This is a genomic window from Myroides odoratimimus (assembly GCF_004337635.1).
Taxonomy (GTDB): Bacteria; Bacteroidota; Bacteroidia; order Flavobacteriales; family Flavobacteriaceae; genus Flavobacterium; species Flavobacterium odoratimimum.
Genome location: NZ_CP037427.1, coordinates 1,393,797 through 1,412,823 on the forward strand (window position 1 = coordinate 1,393,797; position 19,027 = coordinate 1,412,823).

19 protein-coding genes are annotated in these 19,027 nt (G+C 35.3%); 12 read left to right on the forward strand and 7 right to left on the reverse strand.

The features are described 5' to 3' along the window. Window positions 1–515 precede the first annotated feature (515 nt). From E0Z07_RS06415 to E0Z07_RS06455, 9 genes are all read left to right on the forward strand, one after another. Window positions 516–938 (forward strand): OsmC family protein, encoded by a 423-nt coding sequence (locus E0Z07_RS06415; protein ID WP_006257649.1) that lies wholly within the window; start codon window positions 516–518, stop codon window positions 936–938. A gap of 3 nt (window positions 939–941) precedes the next feature. Continuing rightward, window positions 942–2,645: a single-stranded-DNA-specific exonuclease RecJ gene (gene recJ, locus E0Z07_RS06420; protein ID WP_131540488.1), complete on the forward strand. Its 1,704-nt coding sequence runs from the start codon at window positions 942–944 to the stop codon at window positions 2,643–2,645. 63 nt (window positions 2,646–2,708) lie between these two features. Continuing rightward, window positions 2,709–3,698, forward strand: a complete 990-nt coding sequence (locus tag E0Z07_RS06425; protein ID WP_073144023.1) for an aspartate-semialdehyde dehydrogenase — start codon at window positions 2,709–2,711, stop codon at window positions 3,696–3,698. A gap of 195 nt (window positions 3,699–3,893) precedes the next feature. Then, window positions 3,894–4,553, forward strand: a complete 660-nt coding sequence (locus E0Z07_RS06430) for a response regulator (RefSeq protein ID WP_006262614.1) — start codon at window positions 3,894–3,896, stop codon at window positions 4,551–4,553. A 149-nt stretch (window positions 4,554–4,702) separates the two neighbouring features. After that, complete coding sequence (locus tag E0Z07_RS06435; RefSeq protein ID WP_006262615.1) at window positions 4,703–6,121, forward strand: MBL fold metallo-hydrolase; 1,419 nt, start codon at window positions 4,703–4,705, stop codon at window positions 6,119–6,121. A gap of 161 nt (window positions 6,122–6,282) precedes the next feature. After that, window positions 6,283–7,134 (forward strand): prephenate dehydrogenase, encoded by an 852-nt coding sequence (locus E0Z07_RS06440; RefSeq protein ID WP_006262616.1) that lies wholly within the window; start codon window positions 6,283–6,285, stop codon window positions 7,132–7,134. A 63-nt stretch (window positions 7,135–7,197) separates the two neighbouring features. After that, entirely contained in the window at window positions 7,198–7,485 is a 288-nt protein-coding gene (locus E0Z07_RS06445) for a Dabb family protein (protein WP_006262617.1), read from the forward strand. Window positions 7,486–7,692: 207 nt separating this feature from the next. Continuing rightward, on the forward strand, window positions 7,693–8,505 hold the full coding sequence (locus E0Z07_RS06450) for a toxin-antitoxin system YwqK family antitoxin (protein WP_006262618.1): 813 nt from the start codon (window positions 7,693–7,695) through the stop codon (window positions 8,503–8,505). Window positions 8,506–8,524: 19 nt separating this feature from the next. Continuing rightward, the gene (locus E0Z07_RS06455; protein WP_006262619.1) at window positions 8,525–9,682 is read left to right on the forward strand and encodes a hypothetical protein; all 1,158 of its coding nucleotides are present in this window, start codon (window positions 8,525–8,527) and stop codon (window positions 9,680–9,682) included. Window positions 9,683–9,728: 46 nt separating this feature from the next. Here E0Z07_RS06455 and E0Z07_RS06460 read toward each other — a convergent pair whose 3' ends face one another. From E0Z07_RS06460 to E0Z07_RS06470, 3 genes are read right to left on the reverse strand one after another with little or no spacing between them, the layout of a single operon-like run. Beyond that, window positions 9,729–10,760 carry an asparaginase gene (locus E0Z07_RS06460; RefSeq protein ID WP_006262620.1) on the reverse strand — a complete coding sequence of 344 codons (1,032 nt, stop codon included), beginning with the start codon at window positions 10,758–10,760 and terminating at the stop codon, window positions 9,729–9,731. Continuing rightward, window positions 10,750–11,886 (reverse strand): 1-acyl-sn-glycerol-3-phosphate acyltransferase, encoded by a 1,137-nt coding sequence (locus E0Z07_RS06465; protein WP_006257639.1) that lies wholly within the window; start codon window positions 11,884–11,886, stop codon window positions 10,750–10,752. The genes E0Z07_RS06460 and E0Z07_RS06465 overlap by 11 nt, the downstream gene beginning before the upstream one ends. Before the next feature lie 44 nt (window positions 11,887–11,930). Then, window positions 11,931–12,701, reverse strand: a complete 771-nt coding sequence (locus tag E0Z07_RS06470) for a TatD family hydrolase (RefSeq protein WP_006257638.1) — start codon at window positions 12,699–12,701, stop codon at window positions 11,931–11,933. An 80-nt stretch (window positions 12,702–12,781) separates the two neighbouring features. Between E0Z07_RS06470 and E0Z07_RS06475 the strand changes: the two genes are divergently transcribed. Further along, a complete protein-coding gene (locus tag E0Z07_RS06475; protein WP_016650045.1) occupies window positions 12,782–13,219 on the forward strand; it encodes a retropepsin-like aspartic protease in 438 nt (145 codons plus the stop codon). A 2-nt stretch (window positions 13,220–13,221) separates the two neighbouring features. Here the strand turns inward: E0Z07_RS06475 and E0Z07_RS06480 are convergent, their stop codons facing one another. Further along, window positions 13,222–13,797 carry a DUF3109 family protein gene (locus E0Z07_RS06480; protein ID WP_006260499.1) on the reverse strand — a complete coding sequence of 192 codons (576 nt, stop codon included), beginning with the start codon at window positions 13,795–13,797 and terminating at the stop codon, window positions 13,222–13,224. A gap of 384 nt (window positions 13,798–14,181) precedes the next feature. Between E0Z07_RS06480 and E0Z07_RS18205 the strand changes: the two genes are divergently transcribed. After that, the gene (locus tag E0Z07_RS18205; RefSeq protein ID WP_006260500.1) at window positions 14,182–14,376 is read left to right on the forward strand and encodes a hypothetical protein; all 195 of its coding nucleotides are present in this window, start codon (window positions 14,182–14,184) and stop codon (window positions 14,374–14,376) included. Between the two features lie 5 nt (window positions 14,377–14,381). Next, window positions 14,382–14,996 carry an FAD-dependent oxidoreductase gene (locus tag E0Z07_RS06490; RefSeq protein WP_131540489.1) on the forward strand — a complete coding sequence of 205 codons (615 nt, stop codon included), beginning with the start codon at window positions 14,382–14,384 and terminating at the stop codon, window positions 14,994–14,996. 65 nt (window positions 14,997–15,061) lie between these two features. Here E0Z07_RS06490 and E0Z07_RS06495 read toward each other — a convergent pair whose 3' ends face one another. The 3 genes from E0Z07_RS06495 to E0Z07_RS06505 are packed head-to-tail and all read right to left on the reverse strand — an operon-like array spanning window position 15,062 to window position 18,944. Next, window positions 15,062–16,027: a PCMD domain-containing protein gene (locus tag E0Z07_RS06495; protein ID WP_131540490.1), complete on the reverse strand. Its 966-nt coding sequence runs from the start codon at window positions 16,025–16,027 to the stop codon at window positions 15,062–15,064. 11 nt (window positions 16,028–16,038) lie between these two features. After that, the gene (locus tag E0Z07_RS06500) at window positions 16,039–17,763 is read right to left on the reverse strand and encodes a phosphoethanolamine transferase (protein WP_131540491.1); all 1,725 of its coding nucleotides are present in this window, start codon (window positions 17,761–17,763) and stop codon (window positions 16,039–16,041) included. 8 nt (window positions 17,764–17,771) lie between these two features. After that, the gene (locus E0Z07_RS06505; RefSeq protein WP_131540492.1) at window positions 17,772–18,944 is read right to left on the reverse strand and encodes a BamA/TamA family outer membrane protein; all 1,173 of its coding nucleotides are present in this window, start codon (window positions 18,942–18,944) and stop codon (window positions 17,772–17,774) included. Window positions 18,945–19,027: the final 83 nt, after the last annotated feature.

Here is a 19,027-nt window from a genome sequence, read left to right on the forward strand (position 1 = left end):
TATTCAGTGACTTGAGGAGTAATAGACGTTAGATTGTTTTATAATCTGATTATTTGTTAATGTATTGATTGTTAGGTCAGTATTGGGTTTTGTTCACATTATGAGGTGTAAAAAAGTGAGCATTTTTTTATGTTTTTTTGCTAGAATATGGTTTTTTAGTCAGTGTTTTGATTAAAAATTATCCATAAAAGATATTCTATTAAGCAAAAAAGCTTTTTTTGAGGTAATAAAAGAGGATATTTAGGCAAATAAAGAGTTTTAGACTAAAAAAAGGGATATGCATATAAAGGACTGTTTATAGCATTGTATTTTATCTTGTTATGTACATATTGTCTTGTATGTAGTGAAGTGTAGTATAGAATTTATCTGTTTAGCGAATAATTTTGTTGCAAGGAGAAATAGTTAGGCTATATCAGATAGTGAGAGGAGGGTTGAGCATTAGATTCTCTTTTTGCGTCTTCATTAACTAGTGAACATTGATTTTTTTTTGATACATTTGATAAAAACAGAACATTATGTCACATAAAGTAACTACAAGTTGGATAGAAAACATGCAATTCGAATCAACTAATCCAAGTGGAGGAACGATTAGAATAGATGCAGGCCCTGAAAATGGAGGAGATAATAAAGGTCTAAGACCAAAAGCATTAATGCTATCTGCTTTAGCAGGATGTTCAGGATTAGACGTAGCATCACTGATTAAGAAAATGAGATTAGATGTTGCTGATTTTAAAATAGAGACAGAAGGACTACTTACAGATGCAGACCCAGCTACTTATCATACTGTGATAGTAGAGTATCACTTCTATGGTGCTAATCTAGATGAGGCGAAGCTAAAAAAAGCAGTTGATTTATCGATCGAGAAGTATTGTGGTGTAATGGATATGTTTAAAGAATTTGCTGAAGTTAAAACTAGTATTCATTATCATAAAGAGTAATTAATGCGCTGGTATTTAAAACAAGATCCAGATGAAAAAATAGTTGCTCATTTACAAGAAGTTTTAGGTGTAGATCCTATAGTAGGGAGGTTATTAGCACAGCGTGGGATAGAGACCTTCGAAGCTGCTAAGAAATTCTTTAGACCTTCTTTAGAAGATTTGCACGACCCCTTTCTGATGGCAGATATGACAGAGGCTGTCCATCGCATTCTAAACGCGATTAAGAATCGAGAATCTATCTTGGTTTTCGGTGATTACGATGTGGATGGAACTACGTCTGTCGCCTTAATGTATTCCTATTTAAAGAGCTTAGGTGCTCAGGTAGATACGTATATTCCAGATCGATATAATGAAGGATATGGTATATCGTATCAAGGGATAGATTATGCTATAACGCAAGGTATCCATCTAATCATAGCTCTAGACTGTGGTATAAAGTCTATAGAGCACATACAGTATGCTAAAGAGAAAGGTGTTGATTTTATAATATGTGATCATCACTTACCTGGAGAGATTATTCCTGATGCAGTAGCCGTGTTAGATCCTAAACGCGTAGACTGCTTATATCCCTATAAGGAGTTATGTGGATGTGGTGTAGGATTTAAGTTGATTCAGGCATTAAATACGATTCAGGGACTTCCTTTCGCCTCTATAGAACACTATCTAGATCTAGTAGCTACTGCTATCGCAGCAGATGTAGTGCCGATCACAGGAGAGAATAGAGTATTGGCGTACTATGGACTTAAGGTGATTAATGAAAGCCCACGTCCTGGTATAAAAGCATTGATGAAGTTATATGACTTAACTACATATACGATGACAGATATAGTATTTAAGTTAGCTCCTAAAATCAATGCGGCTGGAAGAATAGAACATGGTAACTTTACTGTAGATCTATTGACAGAAGCTACTGAAGAAGGGGCAAATATGACTGTCGAGAAAATCGTAAATATCAATGAAGAGCGCAAGTCGCTAGACCAAGGTATAACGGAAGAAGCGCTTAAACAGATAATCGATCAGAAATTAATTAACTCAAAGAGTACCGTAGTGTATAGCCCATCTTGGCATAAGGGGGTGATCGGTATCGTGGCTTCTCGTCTTATCGATACGTATTATAGACCGACTATTGTGTTTACAGATAGTGGGGATTACCTAGCTGCATCAGCGCGCTCTGTTAAGAACTTTGATATCTATCAGGCTCTTGAGAAGTGCTCTGAACATCTTATTCAGTTCGGGGGGCATATGTATGCTGCTGGGTTGACAATAAAGAAAGAGAATCTAGAGGCTTTTAGACAAAAGTTTGAAGAAGTAGTAGCAAGTACGATTGAGGAGACTGACCTTATACCTGAGATCGAAATAGATGCTAAGATTCAGTTCTCAGAGATTACAGATAAATTTCTGCGTATTTTAAAGCAGTTTGAACCTTTTGGCCCTGGTAATCCTAGTCCTTGTTTCTTGACGAAAGAGGTCTTCGATACAGGATATGCAAAATTAGCAGGAGCAAAAGGAGAACACCTAAAGGTGAGTTTTAAACAGCGAAGAAATCCTGGATATAAGTTTAGTGCTATAGGTTTTAACCTAGGAGCTCAGTATGAGAATGTGAAGGATAAGCAGCACGTAGATATCATTTATTCTATCGAGGAGAACAACTGGAGAAATAAAACTACTATTCAATTGCAAATAAAAGACCTACAGTTGTCTTGGTAATTGAATAAAGTGTTATTTTTATCCTTGATTAAAACTATTTATCAATCCTAATTTTATAAAAAAATGAAAATCGCAGTAGTAGGCGCTACCGGTATGGTAGGTGAAATCATGCTAAAAGTATTAGTGGAGAGAAATTTTCCTGTAACAGAATTAATTCCTGTGGCTTCTGAGAAGTCTGTAGGTAAGGAAGTGGAATTTAAGGGTAAGAAGTATACCATAAAGTCCATGCAAGAGGCTGTTATGATGAAGCCGGATATTGCTTTATTTTCAGCAGGAGGAAGTATTTCTCTAGAGTGTGCACCGAAGTTCGCTGAGGTAGGTACTACAGTTATAGATAATTCTTCGGCATGGAGAATGGATCCAACGAAGAAGTTAATCGTACCAGAGATTAATGCTGATTCATTGACTAAAGAAGATAAAATTATTGCGAACCCTAACTGTTCTACTATTCAGTTAGTGATGGCATTATCTCCTTTACACAAGCAATACGGGATTAAGAGAGTGGTAGTATCAACGTATCAGTCTATTACTGGTACAGGTGTGAAAGCTGTAAAACAGTTAGAGAATGAGTATAAGGATGTAAAAGGGGATATGGCTTATAATTATCCTATTCACCGCAACGCTATTCCTCACTGTGATGTGTTCGAAGATAATGGATACACTAAAGAGGAGATGAAGTTAGTGAAAGAAACGAAGAAGATTCTTAGAGATGATACTGTATTAGTAACGGCTACAGCTGTGCGTATCCCTGTAGTGGGGGGACATAGTGAGACTGTGAATATAGAGTTTGAAAAAGACTTTGATTTAGGAGATATTAGACAGATTCTTCACCAGACTCCTGGTATCACTGTACAAGATAATACAGATACAAATACATACCCAATGCCACTATATGCAGAGGGGAAAGACGATGTGTTCGTAGGGCGTATCAGAAGAGATGAGAGCCAAAAAAACACTGTGAATATGTGGATCGTAGCAGATAACCTTAGAAAAGGAGCTGCAACAAATACAGTACAGATTGCGGAGTACCTAGTGGCTAATAAGCTTGTATAATCTATTAAAATAAAGATATATAAAGCATCAAGTGTATTACTTGGTGCTTTTTTTGTATATTGAATCTTATCATTTTGTACTTTTATGTAGATTGTTGATATTTTGTGTATAAAAAGTTGTAACTTATCACAAATAAGTATTTTTATACTAGTTTAATGTTTAAATTTGTAGTATGATTCTCAAAACTCGATTATTATGTGCAGAATACTGTTAGTAGATGACCATCCTCTTATCGTAGAAGGATATGTATTGGCTCTCTCTAAAGATAAATTAGGACTCGGAGAGGTTGTCTTTGAAAAGTCATTTGACTGTTTGACTGCTAAAGAAACAATAGATGCTGCCGTTGAACGAGGTGATTTATTTGATCTTGCTATTGTTGACTTTTCTTTACCAAGTAAGGAAGGAGCACTACTAAGAGATGGAGGAGATATAGTAGCCTATATAAAGAAAGAAATGCCTTACTGTAAGACCATCATCTTGACTGGTCATACAGAAGTGATAACGATCTATAATATCGTTAAAAACATTAGACCTGATGGGTTAGTAAGTAAGCATGAGATTACACCTGATAACTTATTAGATATCGTTAAACGCGTATTAACAGGCGATCGTTATCAGAGTGATATCGTGAAGCACTGCTTAAATGAAATAGTAAGAAAGGAAGTAATGTATGATGATTACAATAGAGAGATTCTAGTGTTGTTATCTAAAGGATATAAACTACAAGAATTAGAAAATCATATTCCTCTCTCTAATCCTGCTATCAAAAAAAGATTAGCAAAGATGAAGCATGTATTCGAAGTGTCGGATACCGCTAATCTAATACAACTGGTACTAAAAGAAGGTTTCGTATAAGAAATAAAAAGGCACTCCATACAGAGTGCTTTTTGTTTATCAAAGGGTGTTGTTCATTTATTTTTATCTGTAATTATTTGGATCTATGATATTTGTCATTTTTTTACTAAGTGATCAATAGTACTTTTAATCTCGAAAAAAAGTAAGATATGAAAATAGAACAGATATATACAGGCTGTATTGCACATGCTGCTTATTATGTAGAGAGTAACGGTGAGGCGGCTATATTTGACCCCCTTCGAGATGTAGAACCTTATTTAGAAAGAGCTAAAAGTGATGATGCAGTCATTAAGTATGTATTCGAGACACACTTTCATGCAGATTTTGTGAGTGGACACCTTGATATTATGGAGAAGACAGGAGCGAAGATAGTCTTCGGACCTACTGCAGCACCTAGTTATGAGGCTGTTATAGCAGAAGATAATCAAGTGTTTAAACTTGGGAACATTCAGATAAAAGTATTACATACTCCTGGGCATACGATGGAGAGCAGTACTTATCTTATTATAGATGAAGAGGGTAAAGAGCATGCTATCATTAGTGGAGATACACTATTCATCGGAGATGTAGGTCGTCCTGACTTAGTACAATTAGTCAAATCTGAGATTACAGAAGAAATTTTGGCTAGGCATTTATTCCAATCACTTCGCAATAAAATCATGGTACTACCAGATGAGGTAATCGTGTATCCTAATCATGGTGCGGGGTCTGCCTGTGGTAAGAATATGAGTAAGGAGACTGTAGATACTTTAGGTAATCAGAAGAAGACTAACTATGCACTACGTGCTGATATGACAGAAGATGAGTTCGTAGTAGAGTTATTAACAGGGTTAGCTACACCACCTCAGTATTTTCCTAAAAATGTGTTGATGAATATCACTGGGTATGAGCAACTAGACAGTATCTTAGATAGAGGTAAAACGCCTATGAGTGTAGAGGCTGTGAAGGAACAGATGAAGAAGAAAGAAGTGATTCTGTTAGATACACGTATGCCACAGGCGTTCTCAGAGGGCTTCGTACCTAGTAGTATTAATATAGGATTAAATGGTCAGTTCGCTGTTTGGGTTGGTGAGTTGATAAAAGATATAAAAGCGCCTATTGTTTTAATCACGGAGCCAGGGAAAGAAGAGGAGAGTATGATTCGTCTATCACGTGTGGGATATGATAATACAATAGGATATCTAGAAGGTGGAATAGAAGCTTGGAAGAATGCTGGTGAGCCTATTCATACTATTACTCGTATAACGCCTCAGGAGATGGATAGGCTCTATCTAGAGGATAAAGGAGTACTGTTAGACGTACGTAAGATAAATGAGTTTAGATCAGAGCATTTAGAAGATTCGGTGAGTCTTCCTCTGAATGAATTAGAAGATAAAATAGATGTGATGTCAAAAGAGAAGAAATATATCATCTACTGTGCTGGAGGGTATAGAAGTATGATGGCTGCATCGATATTATATAAGTATGGAATTACGAATCTAGTGGATGTGTTAGGGGGATACAACGCAATAAGTAAGGAGAGTACACTAGACCATACAGACTTTGTGTGTCCTACATCTATGTTATAACTGTAGTAACATTGTTCTCGATATAGGTTATAAAGGTTAGTTAGTTTAGGTGTTGATCAAACACAAACGAGAACAAAAGTTAGAAAAGTTTAAAAAAAGGGAAGAAATTATGCTGAAACAAAGTAGGTATTTATAGCTTTGTTTATCATAATAGACGTAATATGGCAAAAATAGTAGGATTAGTAGGTGTAGGACTAATCGGAGGATCTATTGTTTTAGATCTAAAAGAAAAAGGGTTTGTAACGAAGGTATTGGCTTCAGATTTATCTGAGCGCAATGCTAGTAAGGCATTAGAACTACGTATCGCAGATGAAATCGTAGAACTAGATACATTAATAGAGAAATCAGATATTATCATTATAGCGACACCTGTGAACGCGAGTGTAAAACTGGTGTCATATGTGTTAGACAGAGTAGGAGATGGGCAGTATGTAATGGACGTGGGATCTACGAAGTCTTTATTAGAAAAGGAGATAGAAGGACATAACAGAAGAGGACAATTCGTAGCTACGCATCCGATGGCAGGTACAGAGTTTAGTGGGCCTGAAGCTGCGTTTAAAGGATTGTTTAAAGATAGGGTAGCGATTATTTGTAATCCAGAGAAGTCTAATCCTAAGGCATTAAATGCAATCTCTGAACTGTATTATCACCTAGAGATGCGTATGATCTTAATGGATGCTAACTCGCATGATGAGCATGTGGGGTATGTGTCTCATCTATCTCATGCGATATCTTATGCGTTAGCAGTAGCGGTCTTAGACAAAGAGAAAGATGATACAGCTATCTTTAATTTAGCAGCAGGAGGATTTGCTTCTACAGTTAGATTAGCGAAGAGTTCTGTAGATATGTGGTTGCCTATCTTTGAACAGAATGCAGAACATGTGTTACCGATTTTAGATACGTATCTAGAGAAGTTAACTCAGTTCAAGACATATTTAGAAGCAGGTGATACTAAAGGATTAGCTGGTTTTATAGCTGAGGCTAATCGAATAAAGGATAAATTGAAAAAATAAGTGGAGCGTGCTAAAGATAAGGCAGTTTTGATTAACTTGTTAGTTCAATAAAAAATAGACATTATGATTACACATATAGTAATGTGGAGGCTGAAAGATGAAAATAAAGAAGCCAATAAATTAGAAATAAAACGACTATTAGAAGATTTAAAAGGGAAGATAGAGGTACTAGAATCTATCGCTGTATCATTTAATGATCCTCAATCAGACCCTAAAAACTTTGAAGTGATTTTACATACAACATTTAAGAACCTTCAAGACTTAGATATTTATGCAAAACACCCTGAGCATCTAAAAGTAGTTGATTTTATTAAATCAGTAGTAACAGAGAGAGTAGCCATAGACTACTAGTAATGTATAATAGTACAGCTTTTTTTGTATAAAAAGTTAGTTATTTAGTTATCGATTTTAGTTTAAAAGCAGTTTGTCCAATGTGATGAACTGCTTTTTTTATTGGTGTAAATAATAGGGTTAAAGACTTAATGTGTTTGTTTTTAGTTTTATATTGCTATTTTATGTTTAAATTTAACTTAAAATAGTAATTAATTAAAGTGTTATATGAAAAGAATAGCCCTGTCATTATTGTGTTTAATGTTGCCTATATTAACGGTTACAGCACAGACTAAAATAGATTTTACAGATATAGAAATTGTCAATCTAGGAGATGGACAACGCTATATAAAAGAAGTTAAGTCATCTACTCCTCTTAATGGAAAGAAACGAATCATAAACGGAGTAACCGAACAGTATATAGATGTGGACTTAAAGGATGGTTTGTTAAACGGTAAATGGGAGTACTACGATAAAAGTAAGTTGAAAGAATTACTTAATTTTAAAAATGGGTACATGGATGGCAAGCAGCAAGCTTTCTTTGTTGCAACTGGTAAGCCGGAATATGAAGGAAATATGAAGATGGGGAAGAAACACGGAGAATGGATATACTTCAGTAGTAATGGAAATAAGCGTGAGATGGAGGTCTATACAGATAATAGTATGACAAAGCGTGTTACTTACTATACTAGTGGTCGGGTAGAGCAAGAGCGAAACTTTAAACAAGGAAAAGAAGACGGTGTGTCTAAGGCATTCACTAATGAAGGAAAGATGAAGTATGAACGTACATTCGTCAACGGAAAACAGATTGGTAAGGAGCGTTCATTGATATCTTCTAACAATGGTGATTTCTTTATCACATGTAATTACAATGACAAAGGGAATAAGGATGGTGACTATAGTGAAGAATGGGCTGATTCTAAAAAGCCAAAAGCTAAAGGAAAATATCTCAATGGACAGAAGGATGGTAAATGGACTGAATGGACTTCTAGAGGAGATGTGAAAAAGGAAGAAACATATAAGAATGGTGTGAGACAGTAATCTAATCAACAATTAATTAATGAAAAAGATAATATATCTCTTAGTAGGGATGACTTTAATGTTAGGTAGTTGTAAGAAAGGTCGTTCAAGTAGTGAGATTAGTCTTTATTTTGATAGTATCCACAAAGCTAAAGAGGAGTACTTTAGCCATAAAATAACTATGGACTCTGCTGCTATAGGTGAAAGATTAGATCTTTTATTACCAACTACCCCAATTCTTATTAATGGTGTAGAGAAGCGGATACCCTTTATGTATACTTTTGATATATGGGAGCAAGGTGAAAATAGGTCTATGCAATTGATGGTAGGTGATTTAAAAGTAATTGATAGTGAACTAAATATTCGATTCAGTCATATATTCTCATTTAAAGAGGAAAGCGATATGCGAGCTGGAGATTTGTTTTTTATTCGTAGTAAAGATCCTCAAGCTATAACTGTAAATGATTTACTAGATGGTATTGAAGATCGGGTGTTATATTTTGATAATGAATGCGTTATTTATCAAATAGGTGAAAATATATATGCGCAATTTTTTAAGTATTTTGCTAGCGAAGGTATATATGCTGTATTTTATACGGATACTTTTTTTAAATTGAGAGGTGAGTTCTTACCTGTTAAACTTGATTTTATTATAGACGACCTTAGGGTGATTAAGACTTTCTTTAGTCAGAATAAATTAACTTCTTTTAAAACATGGAACGAATATACTAGAGTTTTTAGTCCTGGTATGTTACTTATAGTTGAGAAACAAAGACAGTATTTATCCAAGGTATTGTCTGATATTGCAGATGAAGATGTAGTAATTAATGGAGAACAGTATATTTCATTACCTTTAGATAAGGATATTAATAAGGTGTGGGATAGATTAAATAAACAAGCTTTAAATAAAGAATTTGTTTTAGATAATGATACTTATAAGTTTGATTTTAAAGATATTAATTATTGGTATAATGGACAAAAAACTGTTTCTGTATTTTATAAAGATAAGAATACAATCATATTGAAGTGTAATACATTAAATGGTTCTACTTATAGCTATATTAAGAAAATTGTACTTAGAGGTAAAGAGTTTCTTATTGTAGATTATAAGCTAATAGAATCACCTAATTTTTGGGAAAATGAACCGATGCTAATGTATAGGTTACGTATGTTAGAAAGTCTTACTGATGTCAAATAACAATAGTAAAAGCTCTTAGAGTAGTTCCAAGAGCTTTTACTATATTTTAATCTTCTTCCATTTCTCCACAGATAGGAGTCTCGAAAGCAGTTTTAAAGTCTTTTAAGTCTTTCTGTTTGAGTAAGAACATCAGCTTAGTGATGGCAGCCTCTGTCGTAATATCTTTACCAGAGATAATACCTATTTCTTTTAGCTCTGTACTTGTCTCATATTTACCCATATGTACACTACCGCTAGAACACTGAGTAACGTTGATTACTTTAAGTCCCTTTTTAATAGCCTGTCCTAATGTTGTTAAGAACCATGCTTCAGTAGGTGCATTACCTGCGCCATAAGTCTCAAGTACGATTCCTTCTAGATCTTTAATATTTAGAATAGCCTCTAATACATTCTGCTGTATGCCAGGGAATATCTTTAGAATCATCACATTACTAGACATCTCTTTGTGTACGAGTAATGGTTCTTGAGTATGTGTATAGTTGAGTAAAGGTTTATTGATACGCAGATTTACTCCTGATTCTGCTAAATGAGCAATATTAGGAGAGGTAAACGCATTAAATAATTCAGCACTTACCTTAGAAGTTCTATTTCCTCTGTATAATTTGTATTCAAAGTATAAACACACCTCTTGAATAACAGGAGTATTGTTTTCTTGTACAGCAGCTACTTGAATAGCCGTGATAAGGTTTTCTTTAGCATCTGTACGCAAGTCTCCAATAGGAAGCTGAGAACCTGTTAATATAACAGGTTTGCGCAAGTTTTGAAGCATAAAGCTTAGTGCAGATGCTGAGTATGACATCGTATCCGAACCGTGTAGAATAACGAATCCGTCAAATTTATCATAGTTCTCTTCTACTACACTTGCCATCTTTACCCATAAGGCAGGGCTCATATCAGAAGAGTCTATCGGTGTTTCGAATGAATAGGTCTCTATCGAACACTCTAGCATGTGTAACTCAGGTATACGCTCTACTAACTGATCAAAATTGAACGCACGTAAAGCACCTGTTTTAAAGTCTTTTACCATACCGATAGTTCCACCAGTATAGATTAAAAGAATAGCAGGACTATTGTTCATCACTCAATTTAAGTTTATTAATAACAGGATTAGCATACATAGCTAAGAAGCCATCTACGATTATTTTGTTCTCTTTATCTACACGTAGTTCAAGACGTCTTTCGAATAATTGCCTCTCCTTTTCTGTATATTTATCAGCGAACTTATTGCTGTTATGCATGATATCATAAGCAATATAGTTAGTAGGCCATAAGAAATAGTTAGCAATAATAGACTTATCTATTTCTGTAGCTACAGCTTGCATTTGCTTATTAGTCTTATCTACAGTGTTTTTAATATTCTCTAATTCTTGGTCTAGAACATCTCCTACATGGATATGAATACCACGTTTTTGACCGATGATACCACTATATAAGTTGATAAAGTCTTCATTCTTATCTTTGATATATACTTCATCATTCGCTTTAGCTAATAACTGAGGCATCTTAAGTGCATCCGTAGGATCATACTCATACGAGATAGATACAGGTACTATCTTCACTTTTTTGAAGTAGTCCATTAAGTTAGCCTCATCAGAAGCCATTCCTATCATCTTCAGCACTCCCTGATGAGTTGCATCATTTCCATCTTTAGTACGTCCTTCTCTCTGTGCTATCCACACAGATCTGTTCTCTTCGAATAAAAGATGTTGTATATATTCAGACATTAGTTTAGAACTTTCTAATAGTTCTCTAGGTGGTAATCCACGTTTAACTAAGAAGTTTCTATTTACTTTAGCTAGCGCTAGTAAAAATGATTTCTGCACTAGGTTATCCCCTATAGCAGAGGCTGTCATAACTAATTTATTGTCTTTAAGAGCAACGTTGAGAAGAGAAGTATCCATAAGGATATCTCTATGGTTAGATACGTATAGATAAGCTGTGTCTTTATCTAATTTGTCAAACCCCGAAGTGGTCAAACCATTAGAGCTTTTCTCTAGGATTCGTTGAATAGAGTGGTAAGCAAAATCATCTTGAAATTGTTGAATAGACTTTACTTCCTTTAAGGCATTCATCCATTCCTCTTCCGTTTTATTAGGAAAAGTATATCCCATTAACGCTTTTATCATTGGGTGTTTAGAAATCTGTTGTAAGACTTCGTGTACCTCGTGATCGTGGTAGTGGCGTATAGAATCAAACTTAGACATTAGTGTAATGTATTATTATAAACAAGTTATGTTGTTTTCGTGTTTTAAATTCCAAACACAGCTATTGAATTTGCTGTAGTTTGTTTTGCTATCTCTTCTAGAGGCAGCGCGTAAATATCGGCTAATTTTTCTGCAATATTCACGATATATGCACTTTCATTTCTTTTTCCTCTAAAAGGAACAGGTGCAAGGTACGGAGAATCAGTTTCTAATACGATATGCTCCAGTGGTATTTTGTTTAAAAACTGATCTATTTTACCATTTTTAAACGTTGCTACCCCACCTATACCTAGCTTTAGGTTATAAGAAATAGCTTTTAGCGCTTGTTCTTCTGTACCTGTGAAGCAGTGGAATATCCCTCTAAGGCCTTCTCCTTTTTCTCGTTCTAGTACTTCGAACACTTCGTCAAAAGCATCTCGACAGTGTATATTAATAGGCAATTTATATTTCTTTGCCAATTGAATTTGATATTGAAAGGCTTCTTGCTGTATGGCTAAAGTACTTTTATCCCAATACAGGTCAATGCCTATCTCTCCTACAGCGTAATAAGTACGTCGTTCGAGTTCACGCTCTACATAAGCCAACTCTTCTTTATACGTCTCTGGTTTTACATCAGTAGGATGTAGTCCCATCATAAGAAATACATTATTAGGGAACTCTTGCTCTAGTTCAAACATTGCATTGCTATAGCTTGAATCTATCGCTGGTATAAAAAAACGCGTAACTCCACTAGATATTGCACGATTTATTGTTTCTTTACGATCTTCTGCAAAAGCATCTGAGTATAAATGTGTATGCGTGTCAGTAAATATCATTCTAATATTGTATTTTTCTATAATGTTAGATTAATGCTACAAAAGTACCTTTTAAAAAGAATTTAAACTACATTTGATTGATGGAAAACATGAAAGATATATTAAAAAAGGGAGGATATAAGAAAATTAAGTTTAAAATATCTAAAACGAACCACCTTTTTGTCAAAGCTAAAATCAATGGAATACTAGGGGACTTTATCCTAGACACAGGAGCATCTAATAGCTGTATTGATTTTAGTCATATAGACCATTTTAATATTATTCCTGAGAATTCGTCTACTAAAGCCTCAGGAGCAGGGGCTAATGGAATGCATACCCAAGTAGCATATCATAATCATTTACAAATGAGCCGTTGGCATAACAAGAGTTTTAACCTAGTAATTATAGATTTAACTCATGTCAATGTTGCCTTAATAGAGTATAAAGTAAAGACTGTACACGGGATTATTGGCTCAGATGTATTACTACAAGGGAATGCAATTATTGATTATAAAGAGCAAGTGCTCTATATACAATAAATCTATTGTCTTGATTTGCTCCACTCTTCTGCTACTAGTTCCAATTCTTTATACCAATCTTCACCATATTTTCTGATTAGAGGGGTTTTTAAGAATTTATATACAGGTACGCTTAACTCTTGACCTAGGGTACAAGCATCACTACAGATATGCCATTTGTGATAGTTCACAGCAGAGAAAGAAGAGAACTCTTTGATACGTATAGGATATAAGTGACATGAGATTGGCTTTTTCCAGTCGATTAGACCTTCGTTATACGCTTTCTCTATTCCACATAGTGCCATTTCATTTTCGTAGATTACATAAGCACATTCTCCCCCTTCTATTAGAGGAGTTTCATACTCATCATCATCACCATATACAGATGTACCTTGTTCTTCTATTGCCTTAATACCTTCAGGACGTAAGAAAGGTTTTACTTTATCATATACAGCTCTAAGTATCTCTACTTCATCATCTTCTACAGGCGCTCCTGCATCTCCGTCTATACAGCATTCCCCTTTACAAGCCGAAAGGTTACATACGAATTCTTTTTCTAGAACTTCTTCTGATACGATTGTTTTTCCTATTTGAAACATCTGAATATAATAATTAATTGGCTGCAAAATTACAAATCTTTATGTAATAAAGAGTAACACCCTTTAGATTAACCTTTTTCACTAAGTAATTTAGGATGAATATAAAGTTCATAATATAAGATAGTTGTACCAGATCAGTAGAATAGTGTTAATTACGCTATTATTTTACATGTTAATGTTTTTTAGATTATTTCATTGTAGCGCTTATATCTATGATGTGTGATTCAAGAATAGTGATGAGTTCTTGATAAAAATAGTGAAAAACCACGTTTTATGACTTTTATATCTCGTTGTTAAAATATATAGTGGTAATGTTAAAGGATTGTCCGAGTGGTGGTTTTTTTGTACTTTCGGATGGTAAAATCAAATTCTTTATCATTCGAAATGAAAATTTTTAGTTACATAGTTATAGCATTTGTTGCGGCATTGATTGTATTAAATATCACAATGTTAGATTTTAATAACCTATTCCAAGGGGATAGTCTAATCGCATTAATTGGTATTGTAGCATTGCTTTGTGCAGTATGCATCTTATTGATTTACCGTACATCTAAAATGATAAACGATAAAACAAAATAAGACCTATGGAAGTATTCGATGTACTAATCATAGGGGGAGGCGTATCAGGAGTATCTTGTGCGCAAGTTATTGGTAGTGCTGTAAAGAAACCTTTTGTAACAGATAAGAAAGTAGGTATTATTATGCATCAGAAGAGCTCAATGCTTCAAGATGCTATCTTCTATAATGCTTATGGTATAAAACAAGGGACTTTAGGAAAAGACCTATTAGAACAGTCTATAGAAGACTTAAATTACTACAACCACATTGACCAAATCACAGGTGAGAAGGTTATTTCTGTACAGAAGAGGGATGGAGTATTTGAAGTCAAGACGAATAAGGAAGTATACTATACTTCACTTGTAGTAGTAGCTATTAATTCTAGCCCTACTTTTGAAGTAGAAGGATTAATGGAATATGTAATACCACATAAGAAGTCACTAGCTGCTAAGAATAGAATCCAGTTGAGAAACGAAGATCACTTAGTAACAGAAGGAGTTTATGTGGCAGGAACATTAGCAGGACATAGGAGTCAGTTAGCGATAGCTGCTGGTAGTGGAGCTGCTGTAGCTACAGACATTCTGACTTTGTGGAACGGGGGAATAGAAACTCATAGCCACGATAGTACTAGAGTGAAGTAATAAGATAAAAAAAAGAGGTAGTTTAATCCAGATTAAACTACCTCTTTTTTTTGTATTGATATTTTTTAATAAACTAATCCTACGTTATCTATCCATAAACGGCTATCCGTATTACCGATATACGCTCCTCCATTACTAGAAGAGAATTGTACGATTAGGTGAGTTACCTCGTCATCTGCAGTACCCCAACCTTCTTCTATGATCGGCACCATCTTACCTTTGCTATTTCTAGTGTAGTATGCATTGCTACCTGTTCTCAGTGCCATATGTGCGCCATAGTAACTCTGCTTCGTGATATCACCATAGTTTACAGTCAGACGGTGTTTGTTTTGCCATGTTTTTACAGACTTATCCATCAGTTCCCATCCCGTACCTATACGTTTAGCATGTACATTACCATCTTTGTCTTCCCATCTCTTTTGTAGTAGAATCTGTATCTCGGCCTTGTCATTTCGCTTAGCATCAGTTCCGCTTCCCATACCATTCACACGTTTAGAAGGACCACCAGTAGTTACTTTATAGTCGAACTGTAGTGCTTTAGGCTTTTTAGTAAAAGGAATACCTGTTACTAGTTTACTTTGAGGGTTTTTAGTATCTGTGATAGGTTCTATCATTTCCCCTAAGAAGATTGTTCCACTAGCGAGTACATTGATATTAATTACTCCTAGTACTTTCACTTTCTCTATACGAGTCTCTAAACGAGCAGCGTACCCATTATCTCTTTTTTCTGGAAATACAGTTACACTCCCTTTCGTTATACCGCTTACAGTAGCTAGTACAGATGAGGTCGCCCATGGAGACTTTTTATTCTTATAAGGCGTATTGTCCTTTAGTGTATCTTTTGTTTCAGTGATTTCGTATAGGTATTGTGTATTACCCCCGATGATAAACGATTCTTTAACTTCGCGTACCATCCAGTGATCCATATTACCTAGTTTTATAGATTCTACTTTCTCACTCTGCGCCGTAGCTAGCAGCGGCATAGCACACATGGCTAGTGCTAGTATCTTATGTTTAGTTTTGTGTATCATTGTTTTGTTGTTTATTCTTTAATATTATTCTTTTTCAGCATTTCGAAATCTTCTTTCTTCAAGTTCATTTTAGTATAAGGAACAGCGATATCGTGGTCATTTAAGTACATACGAGCTTCTGCATTAAAAGCTCTATTGACTAACGATAAGTCCTTTTCTAGATAAGAAGTACGAATATGTGCTGCATTAATCATCGTATGGAATACTGCATTCGTAGAGATAGGCTTGTTTTTATTCTCTTGTACTGCGGTCATTCTCTTTTCATTATGGGTAATATACTCATCCGAGAACCACATTAAGAATGGTATTCTTAGCTGATAGTAAGTCGGACTAGGCGAAGCGTGTAAGAACCTATTTCTATCATCGTCGAATAAGTCCTCTCCATGGTCAGAAGTATATAGCATAGCTACCTCTTCATTAGTCTCTTTCAGGGCTTCTATCGTTTTAGCTAAGAAGTGATCTGTGTATAAGATAGAGTTGTCATACGCATTGACTAGGTGTTCTTTCTCAGATTTCTTTACACCACCTATCTCATCAGGAGTGAACTGTCTGAAGTTCTCAGGGTAGCGCTCCATATACTTAAAGTGTGACCCATAGGTATGTAATAAGATGAATAGATCTCCAGTAGTCTCCTGTATGTGTTTTTGCATTAAGTCTACCAACTCTTCATCATAGTGATTCTCCGTCATACGGGTATGGCTATCAGTAGTACGTATCGTCTTATAGATATCTGCTTCTTTAGTGAAGTATTCTATAAACGAAGAGTTCTCTGCCTGATTAGACAGCGATATCGTGGTAAAGCCAGCTTCTTTAAACGCGTGCACAATACCTTTTTTGACATAGATAGAATTATAGTTTTCTGCCTCTGCTTCTGATAAGATGATCGAGACACTCTTATGTGTCGTATTCGATTGCGTTAATGCATCTTTAAACACGACCAAGTTCTTCTCATTCTTTAGCTTCGGATTGGTCTCGCGATCATATCCATACAGAGACCAGTTATCAGCTCTACTCGTCTCACCTATGATCAGTACATATATTTGTCTTTTATCAGTAGAGATGCTGTCTCTAGTAGCTTTAAAGGTAAAGTCTTTAGAGGTCTCAGGGTATCGATTGACCTTATCCCATTTATTCACTGCGAACCCTAAGTTGTGTAACGCATTGATAGGATACACATCTTGGTTAAAGGCAAATGTACCAGTGTTCTTATTCGCACTGAAGAATGATAATACTAGTGATGCTATTAATAACAGTACTGCAGGTAATAGAGTCTGTCTTCTAAAGCTCCAGTCTAAGAAGTTCTTTCTCTTCCACTGAAGTATAGCGAATACGATAGGTGGAATGTATAAGAAACACACAAAGGCGATAGAAGGCAATAGACTACCTAGTAGTTCATTTATTTCTGAAGTATTCGTAGTTGCTACGTTTAGAAACATATCTGCGGCTATCACATCTTCTCCGAATAGGTAGAATAACACGATCTGGAAAGCGTGCAAAAACAGGAATGGAAAGCATAGTAGTAACCAGGCTCCCGAATTTTTAAACGCAGAGAATATTGTCATGAATAACCCTAAAGGAAACAGTATGACTACGATTTTCCCAATTAGATTCACGGGTTGTGTAAAGACAAAATAAATGCTCGGAACCATATTGACAGCAATATAGAACCAAAACAAGGCGATCGGGTTATTTATGATTCTACTAAAGAATCCTTTTTTATTTAATTGTTCAGTCATTTTATCCCTTAAAACGATTCATAGATATTAAAATAGAATCCACTCTGTCCTTTACCAAAACCATAGTCAAGACGTACGTTCACTCTATTTTTAAACTCCCATCTATATCCTATACCATATGTTGGTAAGGTGTGGCTCCAATCAAACTTATCCATATTCTCGAACACATTACCTGCACCACCCCATACTGCTACACCATGTCGGTTATGTATTTTTTGTCTTAGTTCTATCTGTGTATTGATCTGTTTTCCATCTCGATACTGCCCACTGTAGTACCCTCTCATCTGTCTAGCTCCTCCTAGTTTAGAGAGCATTGTCCATGGCACTTCACCATTGTTAAACTCTCCATTTAAGTCGAAGGCTATTAGCCCATCCTTCCACACCTGTTGGTATGCACGTGCTGTAAAGTTAATCTTTCCGAAGTGTTTATTACTTCCCAGTGTTTTCGGGAAAAAAGTCTGTTCATATTGGATAAAGATTCCTTTACTCGGGTTAGGGATAAAGTCTCTACTATCGTATGACGCGATAAATCCTCCTCCGATAGCCGTATCTTTAGAGTCTGTATCAGGTCTCACCTCACTATCTCTGAAGTTTCTACTCTGAATATTCTGAGCAGAAAAGACTAATCCTACATATGTATTCGGCAACACTTTTCTTAATACATCAAATTTCAAGCCTAAGTGATATTCATCGTACTTCACATAGTCTCCTTGGCTACCTGCCTCGTATCCTATACCATAGTATTTACTAGGCATATATTTAAATGCCATATCGTAGTGAAATCGGTAATCATCATTAGGAAATATCGTTGTGTTCTCTACTCCGATAGCGAAGAATCCACTTGTAGTAAAGTTAGTATAAATAGCCAGATCAGAAGGGGGTAAGTCTAGGTTCTCTTTATCTACTCTATACAGTCCAGAAGCGACTATCCCTAGTCCTAGTTTAGTATCTACAGAGTAGCTTGGACCACCTATGAATGAGAGGTCAAATTTGCTCTGTGATTTATCTTTTTTAGCTTCTTCAAAATAAGAAACTACACGGTCAAAAAATTTCTGTTTTGCTGCCGTGCTATCCCGTTGCTCTTCATTAGAGATGACTTCTACACTTTGTTGTGCAAAAGATACGGTGTTCGTTATCAGTGTGATAACGAATATTGTTGTTAGTAAGTATTTGTTTATCATATAATAATTTAAGCTTGCAAATTTACGCAATTTCTAGGTCTTTGAATCTCGTAAATTCCTAAATTAAAATGATACAAAACGTT

Coding starts and splice junctions, on each gene's coding strand:
- E0Z07_RS06415 (WP_006257649.1), top strand. CDS start 516: ATGTCACATAAAGTAACTACAAGTTGGATAGAAAACATGCAATTCGAA.
- recJ (WP_131540488.1), top strand. CDS start 942: ATGCGCTGGTATTTAAAACAAGATCCAGATGAAAAAATAGTTGCTCAT.
- E0Z07_RS06425 (WP_073144023.1), top strand. CDS start 2,709: ATGAAAATCGCAGTAGTAGGCGCTACCGGTATGGTAGGTGAAATCATG.
- E0Z07_RS06430 (WP_006262614.1), top strand. CDS start 3,894: ATGTGCAGAATACTGTTAGTAGATGACCATCCTCTTATCGTAGAAGGA.
- E0Z07_RS06435 (WP_006262615.1), top strand. CDS start 4,703: ATGAAAATAGAACAGATATATACAGGCTGTATTGCACATGCTGCTTAT.
- E0Z07_RS06440 (WP_006262616.1), top strand. CDS start 6,283: ATGGCAAAAATAGTAGGATTAGTAGGTGTAGGACTAATCGGAGGATCT.
- E0Z07_RS06445 (WP_006262617.1), top strand. CDS start 7,198: ATGATTACACATATAGTAATGTGGAGGCTGAAAGATGAAAATAAAGAA.
- E0Z07_RS06450 (WP_006262618.1), top strand. CDS start 7,693: ATGAAAAGAATAGCCCTGTCATTATTGTGTTTAATGTTGCCTATATTA.
- E0Z07_RS06455 (WP_006262619.1), top strand. CDS start 8,525: ATGAAAAAGATAATATATCTCTTAGTAGGGATGACTTTAATGTTAGGT.
- E0Z07_RS06460 (WP_006262620.1), bottom strand. CDS start 10,760: ATGAACAATAGTCCTGCTATTCTTTTAATCTATACTGGTGGAACTATC.
- E0Z07_RS06465 (WP_006257639.1), bottom strand. CDS start 11,886: ATGTCTAAGTTTGATTCTATACGCCACTACCACGATCACGAGGTACAC.
- E0Z07_RS06470 (WP_006257638.1), bottom strand. CDS start 12,701: ATGATATTTACTGACACGCATACACATTTATACTCAGATGCTTTTGCA.
- E0Z07_RS06475 (WP_016650045.1), top strand. CDS start 12,782: ATGGAAAACATGAAAGATATATTAAAAAAGGGAGGATATAAGAAAATT.
- E0Z07_RS06480 (WP_006260499.1), bottom strand. CDS start 13,797: ATGTTTCAAATAGGAAAAACAATCGTATCAGAAGAAGTTCTAGAAAAA.
- E0Z07_RS18205 (WP_006260500.1), top strand. CDS start 14,182: ATGAAAATTTTTAGTTACATAGTTATAGCATTTGTTGCGGCATTGATT.
- E0Z07_RS06490 (WP_131540489.1), top strand. CDS start 14,382: ATGGAAGTATTCGATGTACTAATCATAGGGGGAGGCGTATCAGGAGTA.
- E0Z07_RS06495 (WP_131540490.1), bottom strand. CDS start 16,027: ATGATACACAAAACTAAACATAAGATACTAGCACTAGCCATGTGTGCT.
- E0Z07_RS06500 (WP_131540491.1), bottom strand. CDS start 17,763: ATGACTGAACAATTAAATAAAAAAGGATTCTTTAGTAGAATCATAAAT.
- E0Z07_RS06505 (WP_131540492.1), bottom strand. CDS start 18,944: ATGATAAACAAATACTTACTAACAACAATATTCGTTATCACACTGATA.